Origin of the sequence: Sphaerisporangium viridialbum (genome assembly GCF_049674955.1) — a bacterium.
In the GTDB taxonomy this organism is placed as follows: Bacteria; Actinomycetota; Actinomycetes; order Streptosporangiales; family Streptosporangiaceae; genus Sphaerisporangium; species Sphaerisporangium viridialbum.
Genome location: NZ_CP187232.1, coordinates 4141735 through 4157544, shown reverse-complemented (window position 1 = coordinate 4157544; position 15810 = coordinate 4141735). Strand labels below are relative to the sequence as shown.

Annotated in this window: 12 protein-coding genes; 2 read left to right on the top strand and 10 right to left on the bottom strand. The window is 73.7% G+C overall.

Going from position 1 to position 15810, the window contains the following annotated elements:
* Window positions 1–35: 35 nt before the first annotated feature.
* The 7 genes from ACOZ38_RS18415 to ACOZ38_RS18385 all read right to left on the bottom strand — a co-directional run bounded on the left by ACOZ38_RS18415 (window position 36) and on the right by ACOZ38_RS18385 (window position 9071).
* Window positions 36–1271: an amidohydrolase family protein gene (locus ACOZ38_RS18415; RefSeq protein ID WP_424532120.1), complete on the bottom strand. Its 1236-nt coding sequence runs from the start codon at window positions 1269–1271 to the stop codon at window positions 36–38.
* 296 nt (window positions 1272–1567) lie between these two features.
* Window positions 1568–2413, bottom strand: coding sequence for a glutamate ABC transporter substrate-binding protein (locus ACOZ38_RS18410; RefSeq protein ID WP_424532118.1), 846 nt, complete (start codon window positions 2411–2413; stop codon window positions 1568–1570).
* Between the two features lie 13 nt (window positions 2414–2426).
* Window positions 2427–3887 carry a hypothetical protein gene (locus ACOZ38_RS18405; protein ID WP_424532116.1) on the bottom strand — a complete coding sequence of 487 codons (1461 nt, stop codon included), beginning with the start codon at window positions 3885–3887 and terminating at the stop codon, window positions 2427–2429.
* 1 nt (window position 3888) lies between these two features.
* Window positions 3889–4752, bottom strand: coding sequence for an FHA domain-containing protein (locus ACOZ38_RS18400; protein WP_424532115.1), 864 nt, complete (start codon window positions 4750–4752; stop codon window positions 3889–3891).
* 2 nt (window positions 4753–4754) lie between these two features.
* Window positions 4755–6044: a vWA domain-containing protein gene (locus tag ACOZ38_RS18395; RefSeq protein WP_405149740.1), complete on the bottom strand. Its 1290-nt coding sequence runs from the start codon at window positions 6042–6044 to the stop codon at window positions 4755–4757.
* Window positions 6037–6951: a PP2C family serine/threonine-protein phosphatase gene (locus ACOZ38_RS18390; RefSeq protein ID WP_405149742.1), complete on the bottom strand. Its 915-nt coding sequence runs from the start codon at window positions 6949–6951 to the stop codon at window positions 6037–6039. Before ACOZ38_RS18390 ends, ACOZ38_RS18395 begins: the two co-directional genes overlap by 8 nt.
* The gene (locus ACOZ38_RS18385) at window positions 6948–9071 is read right to left on the bottom strand and encodes a tetratricopeptide repeat protein (RefSeq protein ID WP_424532112.1); all 2124 of its coding nucleotides are present in this window, start codon (window positions 9069–9071) and stop codon (window positions 6948–6950) included. Before ACOZ38_RS18385 ends, ACOZ38_RS18390 begins: the two co-directional genes overlap by 4 nt.
* On the opposite strand from ACOZ38_RS18385, the gene ACOZ38_RS18380 reads away from it, so the two are divergent.
* Entirely contained in the window at window positions 9031–9468 is a 438-nt protein-coding gene (locus tag ACOZ38_RS18380; protein WP_424532110.1) for a hypothetical protein, read from the top strand. The two genes, ACOZ38_RS18385 and ACOZ38_RS18380, sit on opposite strands and share 41 nt — an antisense overlap.
* On the opposite strand, the gene ACOZ38_RS18375 is transcribed toward ACOZ38_RS18380, so the two are convergent.
* From ACOZ38_RS18375 to ACOZ38_RS18365, 3 genes are all read right to left on the bottom strand, one after another.
* Complete coding sequence (locus ACOZ38_RS18375; RefSeq protein ID WP_424532108.1) at window positions 9443–10633, bottom strand: hypothetical protein; 1191 nt, start codon at window positions 10631–10633, stop codon at window positions 9443–9445. The genes ACOZ38_RS18380 and ACOZ38_RS18375 overlap by 26 nt on opposite strands.
* A 231-nt stretch (window positions 10634–10864) precedes the next feature.
* Window positions 10865–11077, bottom strand: coding sequence for a hypothetical protein (locus ACOZ38_RS18370; RefSeq protein ID WP_424532106.1), 213 nt, complete (start codon window positions 11075–11077; stop codon window positions 10865–10867).
* Window positions 11078–11132: 55 nt separating this feature from the next.
* Window positions 11133–12155: a GTPase family protein gene (locus ACOZ38_RS18365; RefSeq protein ID WP_424532104.1), complete on the bottom strand. Its 1023-nt coding sequence runs from the start codon at window positions 12153–12155 to the stop codon at window positions 11133–11135.
* A gap of 140 nt (window positions 12156–12295) precedes the next feature.
* Between ACOZ38_RS18365 and ACOZ38_RS18360 the strand changes: the two genes are divergently transcribed.
* On the top strand, window positions 12296–15766 hold the full coding sequence (locus ACOZ38_RS18360) for an AAA family ATPase (protein WP_424532102.1): 3471 nt from the start codon (window positions 12296–12298) through the stop codon (window positions 15764–15766).
* The last annotated feature ends 44 nt before the right edge of the window (window positions 15767–15810 follow it).

The window sequence follows — 15810 nt, the reverse complement described above, 5'->3', positions numbered from 1 at the left end:
TTTCCGTACGTGGTCCCGGCCGGGGGTCTCGCGCGTCACGAGTCCGGCCGGCCGGTGAGGTCGTCGCGGACGACCTCACCGCCCTTCATCACCCAGCGGACCCCGCGGAAGGCCGAGGTGGCGGCCAGCGGGTCGGCGTCCATCGCGATCAGATCGGCGTACCGGCCGGCCTGGACGGTGCCGAGGTCGGCCTCGGCGCCGAGCCAGCGCGCCGGGCCGAGCGTCCCCGCGTGGAGGGCCCGGGCCGGTCCGAGCCCGGCCTCCGACATGTACTCCAGCTCGCGCACCGTCGCGTTGGTCCCCTCGAACCGCCAGAATGGCGGCATGTCGCTGCCGAGGAGCACCTCGACGCCCGCGGCGAGGGCCATGGCGTAACTTTCCAGGTGCCGGGGGCCCGCGCCGAGCGAGCGGCACTGCATCCACTCGGGTACCCCGAGCTCGTCGAAGAACTCCTTGCACCGCGTCACCAGAAGCGTGGGCACCAGGGCGGTGCCGCGCTCGGCCATCGCCGCCGCGACCTCGGGCGTGAGCTCGTAGCCGTGCTCCACGCAGTCGAGGCCCAGCTCCACGGCCTGGGCGATCACCCCGGCGGGGCCCGCGTGCGCGGTGACCTTCCGCCCCCACGCGTGGGCGGTGGCGAGCACGGCCGCCATCTCGTCGGCGAACAGCTGCGGGGTGTCGATGCGCTCGTGCTCGCCCGCGATGCCGCCGGAGATCATGACCTTGACGAGGTCGGCGCCGGCCTTGATCTGGGCGCGCACCCCTCGCCTGAACTCGTCGGGCCCGTCGCACTCCAGGGTGTCGGTGGCGTCGTGCCCGTGTCCGCCGGTGCAGACCAGGGCCCGGCCTGCCGTGAAGATCCGCGGCCCGGCCGCCCTGCCCGACTCGATCGCCCGCCGAAGCGCGAAGTCAGCGTGGTCCTTCTCGGCCACGCATCTCACCGTCGTGACCCCGCAGTGGAGCGTGCGGCGGGCGCCGTCCGCCATGTACAGCGCGAGGTCGTGCGGTCCCATGGCCCTGACGCTCTCCCCGCCCTGGCCGGGCAGCGACAGCGACAGGTGGGTGTGCATGTTGATCAGACCGGGGGTGAGGTAGGCGCCGCCGAGGTCGATCCGCCTGAGGTCCCCCGCCCGGTCGAGGATCTCCTCGCGGGGCCCGGCGGCGGCGATGCGCTCACCCTGGACCAGCACCGCCGCGTCGCGGACGGGGCCGAGGCCGTCGGCCGCCCTGCCGTCGACCACCGTGCAGTTGACGATGATCATGTCGCCCATCGGCCGGCCTCGATCCATGAGAAAACCCGGAGTTCATGAACAAGAGCGCGGCTTGTTCACCCGTAATATAGCCGTCCACGCAAGATGTCCCACGCCACCCCCACCCCCGGCGTTCGCCTCGTGTTCACGAAATTTCACAACATCGCCACGCATGTCACGTACGTACGGCTTTGCGACTCCGCACCGTGACGCCGCGCGTACGGCCGAACGCGGGAACCGAAGACCGGAGATGAGGAGAGCGGAGCGCGGGCGCGGCGTTCCGGGAAGGAGCGGGGCCGGTCGCCCGGCCCGTCGCATCAGCCGCAGCCCTCGAACTGGGGGACGGTGAAGCTGAGGGCCAGGCCGGACTTGGCGAACCACTTCTGCAGGAGCTTCTTGGCGGTGCCGTCCTGGTACATCTCGGTGATCGCCTTGTTGACCGCCTCGCAGCCGTCGACGTCCCCGGTGCGAATGCCCACGCCGTATTTCTCGTCGCTGAACGGCGCGTTGACGATCTTGGTGCCGGAGGTGGCGAATCCCGCGAGGATCAGGTCGTCGGTCGAGACCGCGTCCACCGTGCCCGCCTTCAGGTCGCGGACACACTCGCTGTAGGACGCGGACGGTACCAGCGTGACGGGGATCTTCCGCTCCTCCTTCACCCGGCGCCAGGAGTTGGACCCGGTGACCTGGCACAGTTTGCGGTCGCGCAGGTCGCGCACGTTGGTGACCCCACCCTCCCCGCCCCTGACCAGCGTGTCCTGGTGGGCCACGTAGTACGGCCCGCCGAAGGAGACCTTCGTCTTGCGCTCCGGGGTGATCGAGTAGGTCGCGACGACGAGGTCGGCCGAGCCGTTCATGAGCATCTTCTCGCGCTCGGACGAGGGCGCCGCGACGAACCGCACGGGCTTGCCGAGCTTGCCGGCGACGTAGGAGGCGACGTCGATGTCGAAGCCGCTGAACTTCCCGTCCGGCGCCTTGACCCCGAGCCCGGGCTGGTCCGGCTTCACGCCGATGACCAGCGAGTCCTTGTCCAGGATCGAGGTGCCGGCGCCGCAGGACGTGGCGAGCGGGATCGCGGCCGCCGCGACCAGCGCCACGGCGGCGGCGCGCCGGAGACGACCTTCCCCGCGCCCCGCGCGGCGCTTCCTAGTGAGCGTGACCATCAAGACGTTCCCTTCAGCGGTACTCGGCGAGCCGGGGCCGGACACCGATGAGGATCAGCAGGATGGCGGCCAGCGCCGCCGCCGGCGGCACCAGGTTCCACCCGCCGAGCGCGCCGTCGCCGTCGCGCACCGCGGAGTCGAACGCCTTGCGGTGCAGGGCGGTGAGCTCCACCAGGGCGTCGTCGTACGCCCCGAAGGCGGGCCCCATGGCGACCTGGATGGCGTCGCGCCGCATCCCGCCCTCGGCGGCCCGCCGTATCCGCCGGTCGTTCTGCTGGAACTGCTGGTAGAGCTTGAGCACCTTGCCGATGGCCTCGCGCTGCCCCTGCAGGGTGACGTGAGCGGCCTCCGAACCGTAGAAGCCGAGGAAGTCGGCCTTCCCGGGGTAGGCCGCCACCCCCGCGTCGACGGCGGCGTAGTACTTGTCGAGGTTGCCGCCGGGGACGTACAGCACTGACTGCGACTTGTCGAGGTACACCTGCTCGTAGGTGTCGGCCCGCTGCGGGTCGAGCAGGTATCTGCTCTCGTCGCCGTGCATGGTGTTGCCGATCGCACGGGCTCGCGACAGCGACAGCACGGAGTTGAAGCCGTTCTCCTTGGCGTCGGTGAGCACGCCGCCCTCGTGCTGCAGCACCAGCACTGCGGCGCCGGTGAGGACGCCGGTGACGACCGTGGCGACCAGCAGCGGCAGGTTGAACGTCCGCCGGAACCCCCGGCTCAGGAAGACCTGCAGCACGATGAGCACCGCGAGCGCGAGCGCGCCGGCGAGGCCGACCCAGAGCCGCCCCATCTGGACCGCGGACAGCTCGGCGAGGTAGGCGTGCCTGACGATGGTGCCGCTGTCGAGGGTCAGGTTGTACGCCTTGGGCAGCAGGTCGAGCCGCATCAGGTCGGTGGCCTGGCGGTACACGTCGAGCACGGCCTGCGGGGGCGGCCCGGCCTGGTGGCCCGACTGCTCGTCGAGGACCAGGGCGCGGGCGGCCAGTTGCTCGTACCTGCCGAGCCCGTCGAGCAGCGCCCGTACGGTCACCTGCTCGGTGGCGTCGTCGCTGGCCAGGTCGGCCGCCTGCAGCACGGCGCGGTCGGCCTGCGAGCGGCGCTCGTCGTAACGGTCGAGCGTGGCCTGCCTGCCCGGCCCGACCCCGGCGGTGCGGCCGGTGAGCAGCAGGTTGGCGACCTGGGCGTCCATGTCGCTCAGCGCGAAGTACAGGTCGGCCGTGGCGACGACCTGCGGGCCCGCGGTGTGGCCGATGACGTTGAGGCCGTCCTTGGCGTGCCCGATAGCGAGGCTCACGGTCGCGAACAGCAGCAGGATCGCGGCCACGGCGAGCGCGGCGAACAGGCGGATCCGCCCGGGGACCGTGCGCACCCTCCTGACCCGGCGCAGGGGCGCGAAGCCCGAGGCGGGCGCGGGAGGCGCGGCGGGATCGGGGGCCGCGACGGGGGCGGCGGGGGACGGGGCGGAAACTGTCATCTCAGGCCTTCCGCACCGTGATGACGGTCCACGCGCCGACGTGCACGCGGTCGCCGTCTTCGAGGGGCACCGGGACGTTGACCTCCACGGCCTTGCCGTTGACCAGCGTGCCGTTGGCGGAGCCGGGGTCGACGAGCTGCCAGGTGCCGCCCGGCTGGGCGAGCAGCACGGCGTGCAGGTGCGATACGCCGGGATCCTCCGGCGGCTCGGACAGGTCGATCTCCGGCACCATCGGCCGCGACTGCCGCCGCCGCCCGATGCGCATCTCGGCACCGCTCAGGTGGACCCGCCGCTCCGGGCAGTAAGGCGGGAACGCCACCCACGCCGCGTCGGGACCGCCCTGGGCGATCATCGAGTCGTAGTAGGCGCGGTCGCCCGCGATCACCGCGACCCAGCCGCCCGCCGGCACCTGCCCCGTCCCGCCGGAGGCCGCCGGGGAGACGGGCGGCGCGGGCTGGACGGGCGGCGCGGGCTGCCACGATCGCGGGGACTCGACGGGCTGGGCCGGCTGCCAGGACTGGGCCGGCCGGCCGGGCTGGACCGGCTGCGCGGGCTGCCACGGCTGGGCGGGCGGCGCGGTCCCGGCGGAGGTCGCGGGCTGGGCGGGCTGGGCGGCGGGCGGGGCCGTACGGCCGCCGCCGCCGAGCACGAAGTCGTAGCCGCACGTCTCGCAGAACCGGCCGCTCGGCGGCGCCCCGCAGTCGGGGCACGCGCCGGGCTGACCCCCGCCTCCCTGGGCGGCGGGACCGGCGGACGCCGCGCCCGCTTCGGGCACGCCCTGGGCAGGGGTGCCCGACATCAGCGCGCCGCAAGTGTCGCAGTATTCCTCGTCGGAGGAGTCGTGCCCTACGGGGCAGGTGGCCATCCTCAGTTCTCCGGGTCCTTGCGCATGCGGACTGTGCGGACAGATCGGGTGTCGAGCGCGATCTCGTCGGCCTTGTCGACGGTGCGCTTGAGACGGGCCGTCCCCGTCTCGGGGTCGACGTCGACGACCTTGTCGAGCAGCTTGGCGGTCTCCTCGTTGCCGGCCCGCTCGGCGATGCCGCGCGCCTTGCCGAGCCGGGCGGTCGCGGTCTCGATGTCGCCGTCGTTGCGTGCCTGCAGGCCCTCCTGGATGAGCGAGGCGAGCTCCTGCTGGCCGGTGTAGTGGGCGACCCTGGGGTTGATGCGGGTCGACTGGACGGGGTCGTCGCTCCACTGGGCGAGGATGTTCCCGCTGGCCAGCACCTCTCCCGTGCCGGGCAGCACCAGCTTGACCAGGCCCGCGCGCATCTCCTGGCCGACGGTTCCCGCGGGCACCCGCACGCTGATGTGGTACTCGCGCGACTCGCCGCCCCAGGATCCCGTCGGGTAGTCGCCGGTCAGGGCGTCCACCTCGGTGCGGCGGCCGGTGAGGTCCTCCAGCGCCGGGGACACCTGCTTGACGAAGTTCAGCGTCGCCGCCCGGGGCGTCCACACGCGCAGCGCGACGTCGGCGACGGTCTTGCCCATCGCCGCCTCGGTCATCGCCCGGAAGTCCTCCTCCAGCTCCTCGGGCCTGCGGACGTCCATCACGCTGCCGAGCAGGGTGGAGCCGATCCTGCGGACCTCGGCGACCACCCAGTCGGTGCCCACCCCGCGGCAGTCGCAGACGAACTTGCCCGAGCAGTAGGCGAGGTTGGCGTCGAACTCGGGGGCGGGCTCGTGCTCGTTCTTGCCGTCGGTCAGCAGGATGGCGTGCCTGATCGCGCCGGGGTGGTTCACCTGGTGGGCGCTGAACAGGTCGGCGGCGCGGCGCAGCCACCGGCCCATGGCGGTGCCGCCCTCGGCCCGCAGGCGGGAGATGGCGTCCTTGGCGGCGTGCCGGCTCTGCGCGTCCACCGGGACGAGCTGCCCGTGGCCCGGGAAGATCACCTCGGCCTGGTGGTTGCCGGAGATCACCGCGAAGTACACGCCGTCGCGGAGCGTGTCGACGGCGGCCTGGGCGGCCTTCCTGGCATCGGCGATCTTGCCGTACGACATGGAGCCCGAGGTGTCGACGATGATCACCTCGGCGGCCTCGGCGACGGGGGCCCGCTCTACCGGGCCGCTCGCCTCGACCGTGATGATCCCGTGGACCTCCTGGCTCCCCGCGGGCAGGTACTTGTTCTGGTCCACGCGAATGGTGAAGTCAGTCACTTCTCTCCTTCGGGAATGCCACCGTGGTCTCGGCCCGCTCCCCCTGTCCGAACGGGATGACCGCGACGGTGATGTTGTCGTGCCCGCCCGCCTCGTTCGCCAGCCGTACGAGCCGCCGCGCCGCCGCGAGAGGGGGTTCGTTCAATGCCGTGGCGGCCAGCGCCTCCGGCTCCGGGTAGTAGTTCCACAGGCCGTCGCTGCACAGCAGCACCACGCCCGGCCCGTCGGTGGTGAAGGTGCGGACGTGCGGCACGACCTCGCCCGCGTCGGCGCCCAGCCACGCGGTCAGCATGTGCGTGCCGGGGGTGGCGTCGTCGGTGGTGAGCAGCGCCGACTGCGTGCCGAGCCAGTACGCCCGGCTGTCGCCCACCCAGCCCACCGTGACGTGCCGCCCGCCGACCACCGCGGAGACGTAGGTGCAGGCGGGCGAGTCCTCGCCGGGCCTGGCCGAGGCGGCGACCGCGTCGGCCGCCAGGCGTACGGCCTCACGGGTGGCCGTCTCCGCGTCGTCGCCGTCGGCGAGCCTCTTGGCGATGGTGGCCGCCGCGAGGTCGGCCGCGGCCTGCGAGGCCTCGTCCGGGCGGGGGGAGGTCGACACCCCGTCGCAGACCACCGCGACGACCGACGCCGGCCCGGCGGAGAGCAGCGCCATGGCGTCCTCGTTGCGGCTGTGCCGCAGGCCCCGGTCGCTCACGCCGGCCGAGGTCTCCAGCTCGATCTCGACGTGGTCGCGGCCGGTCGGCTGGAGCATGCCGCAGTTCTCGCAGTAGCCGTCCGCTCCCACGCTCGCCGACCCGCACGCGGTGCAGGCGGCGCCGGCGGGCGAGGACAGGTCGTGGCCGCATCCCTCGCAGAACGCCTCACCCGCGAGGACGCGCGTCCCGCACCGGGGACAGGAGCCGCTCACCACAACGTCCTCGGGCGCACGGCGTTGGCCCGGCCGATGAGGGCGTGCCGGTCCTCGGTGGAGCCGGCCGACCTGGCGAGCGCGCGGTAGACCCGCTCCAGCTCGCCGCGCACGCCGTGCTCGTTCAGCGGCGTGCCGAGCAGCGTGCCGCCGCCGGGCGACGACTGGCCGGTGACGAACCTGGCGAGCGCGCTCTCCAGCACCTCGGACGCGAGCCCGTCGCGGTCGCGGGAGTCCAGCTTGAGGCTCCGCAGCCGCTCCCCGGCGGCCACCAGCTCGGGCTCGGCCGGCGCCTGCCCCCGTACGGCCACCGCCACGGCCGCCACCTGGGCGGCGGTGCGGTGGATGGAGGTCGGGGGCACCTCGTCCAGGGCGCGGGTGGCCCCCACGCGGTCGCCCTCGGCGAGCCGGATGCGCGCGAGGCCGAAGCAGGCGCTGACGAAGGACCTGTCGGTCTGCCAGATGGCCGCGTAGTGGCGGGCGGCCTCGGCGGCGGACCCGGCCGCCTCTAGGGCGAACGCGAGTGCCAGCCGGGGCGCGGTCTCGCCGGGGAACCAGGAGTAGAGCCCGTCGAAGTACCGCACGGCCAGGCCGGCGTCGCCCGAGGCCAGCTCGGCGATCCCCCGGTACCACCACAGCCGCCAGTCTCCCGGCAGCTCGTTGCCCGCCGCCGCGTACAGGGCCTCTGCGACCGGACGGCCGAGCTCGCTCAGCACCCTGATCAGCGCCAGCGAGGTCTCGGGGGTGGGAGGCGCGGACTCCAGCACGGCGATCAGCTCGTCGGGGTTGCCCGAGGTGAGACCCGCGAGGAAGCCTGCCGCCGGGTCGAGCGGGTCGACCAGGGGGACGGGCAGCGCGGAGGCGGCGTCCAGGCGGGCGAGCTCCCCGAAGACCCGGCCGGTGGTCGCGGGGGCCAGGTCGGTGCCCACGGCGGTGCGTTCGGGACCGAACACGCCCGACTGCGCGCCGTGCGGGATGCCCTCCTCGGCGGCCCTGGTCTCCCTGAGCACGCCGACGAGCTGGTCGGACATCTCCCCGGCGTTCTGGAAGCGCCTGCCGGGGTCGGGGTCGGTCGCCCGCTGCAGGAACCGCTGGTAGGACTCGCGTCCTGGCCCCATGTCGGGCAGCGGCGTGGTGGTGCCGCCGCTGGCGGGGCTGAACGGGAAGCTCAGCACGGCGAGCGTGCGGCCCACGGTGTACAGGTCGGAGGCGACGGAGGGGCCCTGGGAGGCGATCTCCGGCGCCTGGTAGCCGACGGTGCCGTAGATCGCGCTGTCGGGGTCGTCCACGCGCCGCACGGCGCCGAGGTCGATGAGCTTGAGCTGCTCCTCCACCTGGATGACGTTGGCGGGCTTGAGGTCGCAGTACAGCATGCCCCGGTCGTGCAGGTAGCCGAAGGCCCGCAGGATCTCCAGCCCGTAGGCGATGACCTGGGACAGCGGGAGCGCCTCGCGGTTGTCGGACTCCCTCAGCCTCTTGCGCAGCAGGTCCTGAAGGGGCTCGCCGCCGACGTACTCCATGACGATGTAGCCGACCATCGTCCCTGTGCCGGGGTCGGGGTGGTTCACGAAGTTGAAGATCTTGACGATGTTCGGGTGGTCCATCGCCGTGAGGTAGCGCCGCTCGGCCTCGGCGGCGGCGAGCGCCTCCAGGTCGCCGGTGTCGAGCAGGCCCTTCATGACCACCCAGCGGCCGTCGAGGTTGCGGTCGGCAGCCAGGTAGATCCAGCCGAGTCCTCCGTGCGCCAGGCAGCCCTTGACCTCGTACTGCCCGGCCACGAAGTCGCCCTCGCGGAGCTTCGGCGTGAACGAGAAGCGCTGGCCGCAGTGCGGGCAGAACCCCTCGGGCCGCCCCGGCTGGCCGTCCCTGCGGCGGCCCACCGGCTTGCCGCAGTCGGGGTTGCCGCAGAAGCGGCGGTCCTCGGGCACCACGGGGTTGGCGAGGACCACCGCCGAAGGATCCCGGTAGGGCACAGGGGGCACCTCGACGAGCCCCATGCCGAGCATGCCCCTGCGGGCACGGGTGCTCGTGCGCCGGGAGCCGCCGCCGAAGCCGGTGGACGCCGTGCCGGAGGAGCCGGTGGCTGCCGTGCCGGGGACGCCGATGGACGGCCTGGTCATCGAGCCCGGCGCCACCGCGCCTGAGACCGGCCCTCCCGCCGAGGGCCACGCGGTGCCGGGGCGGCCGGACGCGGGCCCGCCGGGCGGCGGCGCGCCCGGCCCTCCTGGGGGAGGCGCGACCGCGGCGGACCGCGACGAGGGCCAGGCCGTCACCGGATGGCCCGACGGGCCGATGCCGGGCGGACCCAGCGGCTCGCCCTGGGACCACGGCGCCCCCGGCCCGGCGGGCCCGCTCTGGGGCAGGCCGTTCCCGGGCGCGCCGGTCGGCGGCCCCGAGGGTGCGCGCGCGGGCTCGGGCTGGGGGGCCATGCCGCAGGTGTCGCAGTACCCGTCCACCACCGTCCCGGCGCATCCGGGCTGCGTGCACTTGGTCATCCGGCCGCTCCGATCCGAGTGATGGCCCGCTGGTACTCCGCGACCGCGACGGTGGCCCGCCGCAGGTCGCACGGCGCCGACCACAGAAGGTCGCGCGCCGCTCCGTACAGCCCGGCGAGGGTGACGTCCTCCGCGTGGCCGAGGCGCACGGCCTTGGCCTGGTAGGCGGAGAGCCGGCCGCGAAGCTCGTCGCGGCGGCCGATGAGGCCGGCGATCGACTCGGCGACCCTGCCCGCCTGCGCGAGCGCCTCCTCGACGCCGCGTTCCAGACCGGTGAGGCGCTCGACCAGCTCCAGCCAGCGGCCCTCGACCGTGCCGAGCGCGCCGAGCCGGTCGCGCAGCGCGGGCGCCTGGTCGGGCATCTCGGGGAGAGCCGGTGCGGCGATCTTGAGGGTGACCGTGTCGCGGATCCGGCGCGCCTCGTCCTCCGCCTCGGCGACGCGCTCGATGCGCTCGGCCAGCAGGCGCGCCCGCTCGGCGTACTCCTCGCGGACCCGCGCGGCCTGTTCCAGCGCGCCGCGCCGGGCGGCGACGGCGGCGGCCGTCGCGTCCAGCTCGCCACGGAGGCCGGCGGAACCCAGGGGGTCGGTGGTGACCGCGGCGCGCAGGCGCACGGCCTCGGCGTCCAAGCGGTCGAGCGCGGGGTCGGGCGCACCGAGCGCGGTGGCGAGGTCCCTGGCCGCGCGGCGGCCCGCGTCGGTCTCGTCGAGCCTCGGAAGCAGCGCGTTCCAGGCGGTGTCCACGGCGCCGATCGTCTCGGCGACCTCGCGGTACGCCTGGTCCATGCGGGCGAGGACGACGTCCAGGGTGATCCACTCGCCGACGGCCCTGAGCAGCGAGCGCTTCTCGACGGGCACGTCGTCGGGCTTGAGCTCAACCGAGGGACCGGTGAGCAGTGTGGTCAGCAGGGCGGTGTCGGGCCGGCCGCCGGCCCTGATCTCCTGCGCGCGGTCGAGCACCCGGCGGTAGGTGTCGAAGAGCCACCACAGGGTCACGAGCCTGACCTGCGCCTGCTCCCAGCGCCGCCCGGTCTCGCCCGTCGGGGTCAGGCCCTTCAGCAGCGCGTGGCTCGGGTGGCCGTCGAGGTCGAGCAGGTCGCCGGCGATGCGGTCGCGTTCCTCCATGCGGCGGCGCAGGGCGTGGTCGATCTGCTCAAGGCTCATCGACGGGCCGGCTGCCCCACGCATGCCCAACGCTCCGCGCCTCCCCCGGTGTCGGACGGACTAGTCCATCTACATACACATTCTTTCCATAATTTGGAGGCGCGCGTGCGCCCAGGGGGTCACTGAAGGCGGGTATTCGATCACATACCGGTCACATCGCTGTTACGCGAGGGAAGCCGGCGGCGCGCTGAAGGCGTCTCCGCACATCGTGCGGGCACCGCGCGACGGCGGCCGGGGCGGGAGCGCCCCCGGGGATCAGCGCGCGACGAGCCAGTTCCAGATGCTCCTGACGACGTCGAAGCCCACGTCCGCGACCACGCCGAGCCGCCGGGTGACGGCCTCCTTGATCAGGTGCTCGATCGCGGCCTCGTCGCGGTACTGGACCGCGTAGTCGAGCCGCGTGAGGTACTCGGCGTCCTCCCTGCGCCTCGCCTCCACCGCCTGGAGGATGTCGTCATCGTCCATCATGGCCGGTCACCCGCGCCGGCGGGACGGTGATACGCGGCGGGCCGCCGGTGGGGGCTCACAGGGGGAACCGCGCCAGGTCGTAGGCGCTGACGCCGCGGACGCCGTCCCAGACCACGAAGTTGCCGTACTCCCGCATCGCGGCGACCGGCACGCCCGCGAGCTCGGCGGCGTCGTCCAGCACGCGCTGGAACCGGAAGATCGCGGTGGGCCCGAGCTTGTTGACCACGGTCACCATCAGCCGTGCGAGGTTGAAGCGGAACAGCGCCGAGCACGGTAGGACCCGATGGTTGTCGCGCAGGCGCGAGAAGACCGCGGCGTGCTCGGGGTGGGCGGCGGAGTACCTCTCGCGCGCCTGCTCGGAGAAGTGGCCCCGGTAGTGGACGGCGTGCCTGTCGAAGCTCAGCCTCTCGTCAGAGACCGCGAACTCCCCGGTGTTGTACGTGCCGGCGCGCAGCAGCTCGCACCAGGGCTCGATGACCGTCTTCTCGACGTGGCCGGCCCTGCGCTCCAGCCGGGCGGCCAGGGCCGGGCTGGGGACGAACGAGCCCTGGCGTCCTCGCATGTCGAAGATCCATGGCGGCGGGGTCAGCATGTCGGCCTTGGTGAGGACGAACGTCAGCTTGCCGACGACCTCGCGCCGCAGTCGCGGATCGGCGCCCTTGAGTATCCGGTTCAGGTGGCGCGTCTCGTCGGCCGCCGACCGGCTGTCGGCGTGGACGGCCCAGATGACGACGTCGGACTCCGAGAGCCTGTCCAGGTACATCGACGCGTACGCGCGATCGGCGCCCGCCGATTCCCCTATTCCAGGCATATCCCAAAATGTCAGCGTATGACCGGAATTTCCGGGGACGGAGATGGCGTGCGGTTCGCGGGTCACCGGTTTGTCGTCGCCCACCGCCAGGCGGGTTCCGAACAGCGCATTGACCAGTGACGACTTTCCGACACCCGTCTGACCCATTATCGCTACACTTAATGGCCTATTAGCCTCAGCGTCACGTTCGCGACGTACGCTCTGCCTGACCTCTTCGAGCTGGTGCTCGTCGAGCGCGTCAACCGAAATTCGGTCGATCCTTGCCACGCGCTCACCTCACGTCATAGCGTTAACAAGGGTTTACGGCTGTTTTCTGCCACCGGCCCCATCGTGGCCATTGATCCTTGCGATGACCTTGCGGGGAAGGCCGTCAATGGAGAATCGCAAACCGATCCCCGGCGGTGAACGTGGCGATATTCGATATCAGGCTGCTCGGCGAGGTCTCGATCCTCGTGGACGGAGCACCGAGGAAGCTCCTGCCGCAGACGGCCAAGGCCCTCGCCATGCTCGTCTCCGCCAGGAACCCGATCCCGCAGAACAACCTGGCCGCCGCGCTCGGGCAGGGCCCCGACTGGCCGGTGCCCGACGTGGCGCCCCCGCTGTCGCGGCTGCGGCAGGCCCTCGCGGGCAGCGGGCTCGACATCCCTCCCGCCAAGTGGTCCCACGCCTACGAGCTGGTGGAGAGAGAGCAGGGCCACCTCGCGGCGACCCTGGACGCCGCCCGGTTCGAGCGGCGGCTGCGCGAGGGGCGGGAGCTGTACGACCAGGGCGACCTCACCGGGGCCATGGCGGCCCTGCGCGCGGCGGCGGCCGAGTGGCGGGGCGCGCCCTTCGCCTCGCTGGCGGCCGGCTGGAGCCTGCCGTGGGTCTGCGAGACCTACCGCGCCAAGCTTTCTGAACAGCGCGCGGACCTGGTGCGGCTCGTCGCCAGGATCGCGCTCCAGCAAGGCCGGTACGAGGACGCGGGCTTCCTCGCCGAGAGCGTCGTCGGCGAGGGGCAGGAGGACACCACGGCGGTGTGGCTGCTGCGCTTCCTCACCACCCTGCGGGAGGACGGCGGAGCCGCGGCCCGGCGCGTCGTCGGGCGGCGCAGGCCGCACTCGCCGGGCGACGAGGCCGTACGCCGCGCCGACGACCTGCTCGCCCTGCACGAGCACGGCTTCGACGTCCGCGCGCCGCTCGGCGCGGGCGGGGAACCCGAGGAGCAGGGCGGTCCCCCGGTGCTGGTCGGCCGCCGCCGGGAGCTCCTGGAGCTGTCGGGGCTGATCGACCGGCTGTCCGGCGGCGACGCCGCGGCCCTCGCCGTGTGCGGCGTGGGCGGCATCGGCAAGACCCGCCTGCTCAGGGAGACGGCGCGCATGGCCGCCCGCACCCGGGTCCGCATGGTGACCGTCATGTGCCAGGAGCTCGACGGCCTGCAACCGTGGCGCGAGCTCGCCGGGGCGCTCTGGGGGCATCTGCGCCGCGACCTGTCGGCCCCGGCCGATCCGATCAGCACCCAGGAGCGGGACACCCTTTCGAAGCTCATGTCGGCGGGCGTGCTCGGCGACTCCGCCGTCCGGCCCGGCCACGAGCGCGACCCGAGGGAGCTGACCTTCCTGCTGACGAGCCTGCTGCGCCGGGCCGCGGGCGACGGCCTGCTGGTCGCCTTCGACAACGCGCACCTGCTCAGCCCGTACGCCGAGGAGCTGCTCCAGCACGTCAGGAGGGGGCTCGGCCCGGCTCCCGTGGGCTTCGTCCTCGCCACCAGGGCCGAGGCCGCGCACTGGAAGGAGGCCATGGACACCGTCACCGTCTCCCCGCTGACCATGGACGAGGTGGGGCAGTGGCTCGGCCAGGTGTGGGGCAGGGAGCCGACGCCCGACGAGACCAAGGAGGCCGCGCACGTCACCGACGGCCTGCCGCTGGAGCTGTGCGACCTGTCCGAGCACGGCGAGCCGCGCCCGTCCGGCGCCCGCGCCGGGACCGGCCCCGCATTCTCCTGGCTCGCGGCCGCCGCGATCACCGCGCTCGGCCTGGACATCGACACCGCCCTGGTCGCGCGGATGCTGGACCTCTCCCCCGGCGAGGCCGACCGCAACCAGGCGCTGGCCGCTGCGGGCAACGCCATCCGGGGCCACGACCGGGTGTGCTTCCCGCACGACCGCTCGCGCGAGGGCGTGCTGGACGACCTCAAGCGCGATCCCGCCCTGGCGAGGGACCTGCACCGCCGGGCCTTCGAGGCGCTGTCCGAGCGCATGACCACCGCGGGCTGGGGCGACCCCGCCCTGCCGGTGCGCATCGCCCAGCACGCGCGGGCCGCCGGGCCCGGCATCCCGCAGGAGCGCGCCGCGGCGGCCTGCCTGGACGCGGCGCGGGCCGAACAGCGCGGGTTCGGCGTCGAGAGCGCGGTCGCCTGGGCACACGCCGGGCTCGGGCTCCGATGCGACCCCGCGACCCGCGCCGGGCTGCTGATCACGCTGGGCGACGCGCTCAGCGACGGCGGCGACATGGACGAGGCGGGACGCCGCTACCTGTCCGCCTACGAGACGGCGCGGGGCCTGCCGAGGCTGGCCGCCGCCGCGGCCGTCCGGCTGGCCCGCAGGTGGTCCGCGCCCGGCCAGGTCGACCAGCAGCTCACCCACCTGCTCCAGGACGGCATCGCGGGGCTCGGCGACGACTCCGACGAGGAGGCCGTGGCGCTGCGCCTGCAGCTCCAGGCCCACCTCGCCAAGAAGCGGACGATGGCGGTCGGCCAGAGCGGTCCGGGGCCGGACGGGCCCGCGGCGGCGGTGCGGCTCGCCCGCGCCACGCTGCTGGAGCTTCCTGAGGACGGCGAGGCCCTCGTGCGCTGCGAGGTCCTCGACGAGTGCCGCTGGGCGCTGTTCGACCATGCCCACCCCGGTGAGCTGCTCGACATCGCCGCGCGGCTCCACGACGCGGGGATCCGGGCGGGGTCGGCGTACTTCCAGAGCGAGGCGATGGTGGCCCTGGCCGTCGACCAGCTCAGGCTCGGCATGCTCAGCGAGGCGCTCGGCACCGTCGACAACCACCGCAGGCACGTCGCCCGCAACCCCCGCGTGCTCGGCCCCTGGCTCCAGAGCACCCTGGACACGGTCATGGACCTGTGGGACGGCGAGTTCGAGCGCGCCGAGGAGCGCCTCATGGGCGAGTCCCGGCGCATGGTCGACGAGCTGGCCGCCGGCCAGGCCGTCCCCGTGGAGACCTTGGCACAGACCTGGATGGGGCAGTACTACTGGCTGCTCCACGAGCGGGGAAGGATGGGCGAGCTGTTCGGGTCGGGCCTGGCCCGGCAGATCGAGCAGCACGGGTACTTCCCGATCTGGCGGGCCGCGCACGTGCTGGCCCTGTGCGAGACCGGCCAGCACGACGAGGCCGCCGACCGGCTCGCGGCCATCGTGCGCGAGACGTCCGGCCTCGCGGCGCTGCCGCCCCACGGATGGACGGTGCCGACGCTCGCGGTCCTGGCGGAGGCGTGCGCCCTGATCGGCGAGGCCGGTGTCGAGGGGGCCGGGCTGGACGCCCACGTGCCGCTCCTGCGCGCCCGGCTTTCCGCCTACCCCGAGGAGATCGTGCTGGCCGGGTGGCCGACCGCGCTGCTCGGGCCGACGGCGCGGTTCCGCGGGCTGCTGGCGATGACCGCGGGCGACGCGGCGGGGGCGCTGCGCTGCTACGAGGAGGCGGCGCGCATGGTGTCCGCCGCGCCGCCGCAGATGGCGAGGATCCAGCTCGACCGCGCCAAGGCCCTGCGGCTGCTCGACCCGTCCGACCCCGCGGGCGAGGCGACCCGCCTGCTGCACCGCTCGCTGCGCCTGGCCGACCGCCTGGGCATGGCGCGGGTGGCCGCCGAGGCCCGCTCGATCCTGGCGGAGGGCTGACGGCCGGGGGCTCGGCGTGGCCCATGATGGGCGGCGCATGGCCA

Excerpts from the sequence above, each read along its gene's own strand:
- ACOZ38_RS18400 (WP_424532115.1), bottom strand. The coding sequence starts at position 4,752 with ATGGCCACCTGCCCCGTAGGGCACGACTCCTCCGACGAGGAATACTGC.
- ACOZ38_RS18370 (WP_424532106.1), bottom strand. The coding sequence starts at position 11,077 with ATGATGGACGATGACGACATCCTCCAGGCGGTGGAGGCGAGGCGCAGG.
- ACOZ38_RS18410 (WP_424532118.1), bottom strand. The coding sequence starts at position 2,413 with ATGGTCACGCTCACTAGGAAGCGCCGCGCGGGGCGCGGGGAAGGTCGT.
- ACOZ38_RS18415 (WP_424532120.1), bottom strand. The coding sequence starts at position 1,271 with ATGGGCGACATGATCATCGTCAACTGCACGGTGGTCGACGGCAGGGCG.
- ACOZ38_RS18375 (WP_424532108.1), bottom strand. The coding sequence starts at position 10,633 with ATGCGTGGGGCAGCCGGCCCGTCGATGAGCCTTGAGCAGATCGACCAC.
- ACOZ38_RS18405 (WP_424532116.1), bottom strand. The coding sequence starts at position 3,887 with ATGACAGTTTCCGCCCCGTCCCCCGCCGCCCCCGTCGCGGCCCCCGAT.
- ACOZ38_RS18385 (WP_424532112.1), bottom strand. The coding sequence starts at position 9,071 with ATGACCAGGCCGTCCATCGGCGTCCCCGGCACGGCAGCCACCGGCTCC.